General features: G+C 61.4%; 7 protein-coding genes. All 7 read right to left on the reverse strand.

Going from position 1 to position 6,595, the window contains the following annotated elements:
* Window positions 1–469 precede the first annotated feature (469 nt).
* Window positions 470–1,180, reverse strand: coding sequence for a L,D-transpeptidase family protein (locus tag ACXJKO_RS28800; RefSeq protein WP_457094461.1), 711 nt, complete (start codon window positions 1,178–1,180; stop codon window positions 470–472).
* Window positions 1,181–1,631: 451 nt separating this feature from the next.
* Complete coding sequence (locus ACXJKO_RS28805; protein ID WP_457094462.1) at window positions 1,632–2,426, reverse strand: ABC transporter permease; 795 nt, start codon at window positions 2,424–2,426, stop codon at window positions 1,632–1,634.
* Between the two features lie 9 nt (window positions 2,427–2,435).
* Window positions 2,436–3,317 (reverse strand): ABC transporter permease, encoded by an 882-nt coding sequence (locus ACXJKO_RS28810; protein WP_457094463.1) that lies wholly within the window; start codon window positions 3,315–3,317, stop codon window positions 2,436–2,438.
* Window positions 3,314–4,432, reverse strand: coding sequence for an ABC transporter ATP-binding protein (locus tag ACXJKO_RS28815; protein ID WP_457094464.1), 1,119 nt, complete (start codon window positions 4,430–4,432; stop codon window positions 3,314–3,316). The genes ACXJKO_RS28810 and ACXJKO_RS28815 overlap by 4 nt, the downstream gene beginning before the upstream one ends.
* 38 nt (window positions 4,433–4,470) lie before the next feature.
* A complete protein-coding gene (locus ACXJKO_RS28820) occupies window positions 4,471–5,523 on the reverse strand; it encodes an ABC transporter substrate-binding protein (RefSeq protein WP_457094465.1) in 1,053 nt (350 codons plus the stop codon).
* Window positions 5,524–5,568: 45 nt separating this feature from the next.
* Window positions 5,569–6,240 (reverse strand): RraA family protein, encoded by a 672-nt coding sequence (locus ACXJKO_RS28825; RefSeq protein ID WP_457094466.1) that lies wholly within the window; start codon window positions 6,238–6,240, stop codon window positions 5,569–5,571.
* 11 nt (window positions 6,241–6,251) lie between these two features.
* Window positions 6,252–6,595 (reverse strand): nitrilase-related carbon-nitrogen hydrolase (locus ACXJKO_RS28830; RefSeq protein WP_457094467.1); only part of this gene is annotated, 344 nt, incomplete at its 5' end.

The following is a 6,595-nucleotide window of genomic DNA, read 5'->3' on the forward strand; positions in this document are numbered from 1 at the left end:
CCACACTACTTCGCAATCCTTTTATTTCAGAGTTTCGTATGTGCTGTGGGAGTTTTATTGGTGGAGAGCAGCGTATTCAGGAACAGTGCTTCTGACTGTGGTGATAGCATGGGCCGCGAGCGGCGCTTGGAACGTCACCTTTGGGTCAACTCAGGAAATTTCTTATCCGTCAGGAATGTCTGGTGCTTCCAGCCTAAGCTGACATTCAGCCTACTTCCGAGCAGCGCCGAGAGCCGCCGATCCCCCACCGCCCAATCGATTGCCAAGGAATAGCGGTCGCAATTGACCTTGGGAATGGCTGCCGGTTCGCTGGATGCTGACGTCGCCAACCTGGAGTCCTGCGTGACGATAAAGGTCGCGTCCTCGACCGTCCAGGGATCGCCACCCGCACAATCGCCCAGACTCCAAAAACGGACCTGTCCTTTGCGCTGCCCGCACCGGCAGCGCCCGACCGAGGCTGGCGCCGTTGCTATGCCGGCAGGACGACCACCTTCGTCTTGACCGGCGTTCGTGAGTACAGGTGCATCATGTCCTGTGTGAGAAGACCGACGCAGCCGCTTGTGATGCCTGAGCCGATCGATTCGGCATCGAGGCTGGCGTAGATCGTGTAGAGCGTGTAAGCGCCGTTCTGATAGAGATAAAGCGTGCGGGCGCCGAGCGGATTGTCGAGACCACCCGGCATGCCGCCGGCATATTTGGCCGCCTCGGGCTGGCGCCGGATCATCTCCTTGGGCGGGGTCCAGGTCGCCCATTCGCCCTTGCGCCCGACATAAGCGTCACCGCTCCACCGGAACCCGTCGCGGCCAACATTGGCACCATAGCGGGTGGCAGTTCCGTCGTCCTCGATGCGGTAAACGTAGTAATTGCCGGGATCGACGATAATCGTACCGGGCGCCTCTTTGGTGTCGTAGCGGACGGTCCGGCGATAATATTTCGGATCGACCTTGCTGACATCGACCGCCGGGATCGGGAATTTCTCCTCTGGCACCGGTCCGTAGAGCTTAGCCGCCTCGGCGACGCTCATGCCGTCAGATGTCACGCAACCAGCCAACCCTAGCGCGCCGACACTGGCGGCCGAGCCGACCAGAAACGACCGGCGGCTGAGAAGCCCCGCTCGACGCCCGAGCAAAGCTGCCTCATCTCTCTCGCCGGCATCGGCATTCCCACCGTCCATGATCATGGCAGTTTTCCTTGTCCTATTGCCTGACGATAAAATAGTCCGGCAAACACCCGCTTAACGTCTTGTTGAGCTTAAGATTGCCGTCACACGGCTCGATTGGCAAGCCCGGGTCTTCGCTGCGCAAAGCTTGCTATGCACTAAAGTCGGTAACGTCCACGCGGTCTCGCAGTCTCACTTCGGGTGGCGCACGGCATGGCCCATCAGATGGTTGGTCTCGGCATGGCGGCGATAAATGCGTATGCTACCCGGGACGTCTGGGAAGCAGTACGCGAGGAGCGCCACAATGAAGCATGAGTGTCCGCTTAGGGTCGGATCCCGAAGTTCCCCTGATCGGCCGGAGCGTCCTATGTCCCCCTCTAAGCGGATATTTGATTTCCTTCATCCCAGCGTCGCGGTCTGGCAATCAGCCTACCGATTTACGTGCTTCGAGTTTTGGCGAGTGATGGAGCCCTCACTTCACGAAGGTCTTTGAAAGGCCGACGGTGCGGTCGACGATCATCACCACCGCGAGGGTGAGCAGGATCAGCAGCACTGATACGCTCGCTACCAATGGGTCGGCACGGCTCTCCACGTGGTGGAACAGTTCTACCGGCAGGGTGGTGAGGCGCGGGCCGGTGAGGAAGAGCGTGATCACCACCTCATCGAAGGAGACGAGGAAGCACAGAGCCGTCGCTGCCACGATGYCGGGCGCCATCATGGGCAGCGTCACCCGGCGAAAGACCGTGAGCGGGCGCCCGCCGAGGGTAGAGGCAGCCTCTTCACAGGCGAGGTTGAGGTTGCCGAGCGTCGTCGCAAGCACGCGCAGTGCATATGGCAGCGTGATGACCAGATGGCCGATGACAAGGCCGGGGAAGGTACCGAGAAAGCCCGCGGTCGCAAAGACGATGAGGATTGCAAGGCCCAACACGATAGTCGGTAGCAATAGCGGTGCGGTGAACACGTTGTAGAGGAAGGTCGATCCAGTCGTTCGCATCCTGACGATCACATAAGCAGCCGGGATCGCGACCGCGAGCGAGATCACCGTCACAATCACGCCGAGCATCAAGCTCGTCCAGAAGGCCGAGATCAACTTCGGGTTATCTGCGAGCGCCGCATACCATCGTAAGGACCAGCTTTCCGGCGGGAACGACAGGATCTGTTCGCCGCTGAAGGAGATCGGCACAACGAGGATCACGGGCGCCAGCAGAAACACGAACAGGAGCGCCACCAGAATCTTCATGGGCACCGAGGTTTGATTCGCGTCCATGATGAGCTCCTAGTCGATGGTGCGAAGCACGCGGCCATATACTGCGAGTGCGGCCCCGAAGATGATCAGCACGAGCATCGAGAGCGTCGCGGCGAGCGGCCAGTTCAAGGTGACGATGGCCTGGTCGTAGATTTCGGTTGCGAGCAGGAACACCCGTCCTCCGCCGAGCAGCTTCGGGGTAATGAAGGATGATACCGCCAGCACGAAGCAGAGAAGGCAGCCGAGCGCGATACCGGGGAGCGTCAGCGGCAGGATCACCCGCCAGAACGTCTTGGCCGGCGGGGCGCCAAGCGTCATCGCGGCCTCTTCCACCCGCGGATCGAGCCGACCGAACCCGGCGAGTAGCGACAGGATCATATAAGGCATCAGGATCTCGGTCAGGCCGATGACGACACCTGTCGTGTTGAACATGAGGCGCGGCGGGGTGAAGCCCATGGCCGCGATGGTGCTGACGATCGGGCCCTGATCGGCGAGGAGCGCGATCCACCCATAAGTGCGCACCACTGCGGAGGTGAGCAGGGGCGAGATGACCAGAACGGTCAAGAAGGTGCGCCACCGTCCGGAGCTTCGGTGGAGATAAAGTGCGATCGGATAAGATACGACGAGGGTTGCAAGCGTGATGCCAAGACTGACCATAATCGAGTTGAGGATCAGCTCGACATAGAAGGAATCGCCGAAAAGGCCGGTCCAGTTGGCGAGCGTGAAAGCCTCACGTATGCCGCCCCCAGATAGAGCTTCATTGAAGGACATCCGCGCCAAGTTCAGGACCGGCAGGATGAACCCGATTGTGTTGACGATGGCGATGGGAAGGAGCAGAGCCGTTGCCGTTCCCGCCCGGCCCAGAGCCAGACGAGGCAGAGCCGGAGCTGTGGGGGCAGCGATCGCCGTCATGCGCCTCTCCCGAATACCATGGTGTCCTCGACGCGCCAGAGCACGGCTACCGGCGTTCCCACGGTCCGAAACCCGCGTCCATGATCGGAGGCTACTTCGACCACGATCTCCGCTCCGTCCACATCCACATGATACTGGAGCAGGTCGCCGATAAAGGTGACCCGGCTCAGGCTACCGGCGACACGGTTCAGACCCTCGGCGGCAACATCCTCGCCGGAGCCTGCTTCGACGAGCCTCATGCGATGCGGGCGGATCATGATCTCGACCATGCCGCCCGGCCGGCCGGGCACACGGACCTCCTTGGAACCGATGGCGACGCGTCCATCCCCTTGGGCTGTGCCCTCGAGACGGTTGGTGCGACCGACAAACGAGGCGACGAACGGGGTTGTCGGATGCTCATAGACGTCGACCGGCGTTCCCACCTGTTCGAGTTTGCCTCCGCGCATGACCACGACCTTGTCGCACATGCTGAGTGCCTCGACCTGATCGTGCGTGACGAAGACCGCCGTGATGCCGAGGCTCTGCTGGATGTCGCGGATCTCATTGCGCATTTCGTCGCGCAGTTTGGCATCGAGATTCGACAACGGCTCATCGAGAAGGAGGATCGACGGGCGGATCACGAGAGCACGGGCAAGGGCCACACGCTGCTGCTGCCCGCCCGAGAGCTCGCGCGGCTTGCGTTCAGCGAGTGCTTCCAAGCGCACCATGCCCAGCGCCTCCTTGACACGCTGCTCGATCTCGGGCTTCGGGACCGAGCGCATCTCGAGTCCGAAGGCCACGTTCTTCGCCACGCTCATGTGCGGGAAGAGGGCATAAGACTGAAACACGAGACCCATATCGCGCCGATGGGGCGGCATCACGGTGATGTCATGTCCACCCACGACGATGCGCCCGTCGGTTGGCTTGATGAGGCCGGCGACCATGCGCAGGGTCGTTGTCTTGCCGCAGCCGGAAGGCCCGAGGAGCGCCACCAGCTCTCCCTTCGGAACCGCCAGGTCGAGGGTTGCGACGGCGACGGAGTCGCCGTAGCGCTTCGAGAGTCCTTCGAGGCGCAGGTGCACATCGCGATCGTCGGACACGGTCGGACTTCCGGAACGGATTGTCTGATGCATCATGGCTTTCTCCAGCGGACGTTCGGCTGCGGCAGGTGCGATTAGCGGCTCAACGGGATGACGCGACGACGCCATTGCTCCGTAATCGCATCGCGGATCCCGGCGACGGCGATCCAGTCGATGGCGATCATCTTGTCCATCGAGCCGGCCGCCGTGCGGGCGAGCGCCTCCTTGGAGATCTTTTCCTGCGCTTTCGTATTGGTCGGCGCATAGAACATCTCTTCCGTGAACGCGGCCTGGGTCTCAGGCTTGAGCGCATAGTCGATGAAGGTCTTGGCAGCATCGCCTGCCGGCGCGTTCTTTACCAGGTTGATCGTGTTGATCTGGAAGCCGCTGCCCTCCTGCGGCAGGACGACGCCGAGCTTGCCGCCGGACGTATCCGCATAGACCTGAGCGCGAGCGTTCCAGCCGATGCCGAGCGCCGCCTGACCATTGGCGATAGGCGTGTAGACATCCGGCTTCGGGTCCCAGGTCTGTACGTTGGGTGCGACTTCGCCGAGTTTCTTGATGGCGGGCTCGACGGACTTCTTGTAGTCGTCCTGACCCGACATCTTGTTGGCAATGATCGTAAGCGTCGTGCCTTGAATGTCCGGCACGGCCGGGATCGTGACCTTGCCGGCATATTGCTTATCCCATAGCGCATTCCAGGAGGTCGGCGCCGTCTTCACCTGATCCTTGTTGTAGAGCAGGACCAGGTTGTCGAAGGTCACCGCGACACCACCAACGCCCTCGATGCGGGCGGTCGGGTAGAGGTCTGCGACATTCTTCGAGACGCTCTCGTCGACCTTGTCGAACAGTCCTTCATCTGTGGCCGCCTTGGCGACGGACACGTCCATGATCATGACGTCGATCTGAGGTGCCGCCTTCTGAGCGCGAAGCGTGCCCAGCATCTGGGCCGAGTTCGGCATGCCGTAAAACTCAACCTTGATATCGGGGTGAGCCTTCATGAATGGCTCGATGACCGCCTTGGTGTAGTGATCCTGAAAGATGCCGCTATAGGCGGCGAGAGTCACTGTCTTCGTTTGAGCCAGAGCCGGTGTCGCGATTGCGAACGCGATAGCGGAAGCGCCGAACAGAACACGCAATTTGGTCATCATTTTATCCCTCTGATTATTGATTGCTCTTCCCGAACCGACGCGTCAGGCGACGCGTCGGTTATTCTCTTCTACGATGCGGGTCGCACCGGAGATATCCGGCAGCTTTTCGCCGTTGCGGAGCCGCTCCAACAGCACGAGTTCGTTCTCCTGCATGCCGATGGCACGTTCGGCTACGGCTCTCGCCTCTGCCGGGTTCAGGACGATGACGCCGCTCTCGTCGGCGAGGATCGCATCACCCGGCTCGATCACCTGTCCTCCGACAGTGACAGGCACATTGATTGCCCCTTCGAGGCCCAGGATCTTGGTGGTGATCGGCGAAGGACCGCGGCACCACATGGGCATCTCGACACGGCGGATTTCCGAGAAGTCGGTCGCCGGACCATCGACGATGCCGGCCTTGATGCCTGCGATCTTCATCGAATGGGTGACGACACCTCCCCAGCAGGCGTGCTTGTCATCGCCGCAGCGGTCCACCACCACGATGTCTCCTGGCCGGACGAGCTTGGTGAGGTAGTGCAGGATTGTGCTGTCCGCATGCGGAAGCCGCACGGTGACAGCAGTGCCGGCAACGCGTTTCTCGGGCAGCACCGCACGCAGTTCGCGGTCGACGAAGCCCGAGTGGAGGAAGTGTCCGATGGTTGCGGTCTCGACCTTCTCCAGCAACTCGACCAGTTCCTGCGAGATCTGCTTCGGCATGGGATTGACGGTGAACATGTGTGCGCTCCTCAAATCAAAACGTGATGTTGAGCGACGGGCACATTACCGCGCACGTGCGTGACATAATCCAAGTCGAGACGCGCGGTTGTGGTCGAAACCTTGTCGGAGCACTGGGCGACCATGTGACCCCAGGGGTCGATCACCATGGAGTGTCCCCAGCACCACTTCTTCCCGTCTGCGTGCGAGCCCACCTGTCCAACCGCGAGGAAGTAGGTCTGGGTCTCGATCGCGCGAGCGCGGGCCAGTGCCTCCCAATGATCCTTGCCGGTCATGAGCGTGAAGGCCGCCGGCAGCACGATCACGTCGGAACCCGCATCGCGCAGCTTCTGGAACAGCTCGGGGAAGCGAATAT

Source organism: Microvirga sp. P5_D2 (assembly GCF_054049475.1).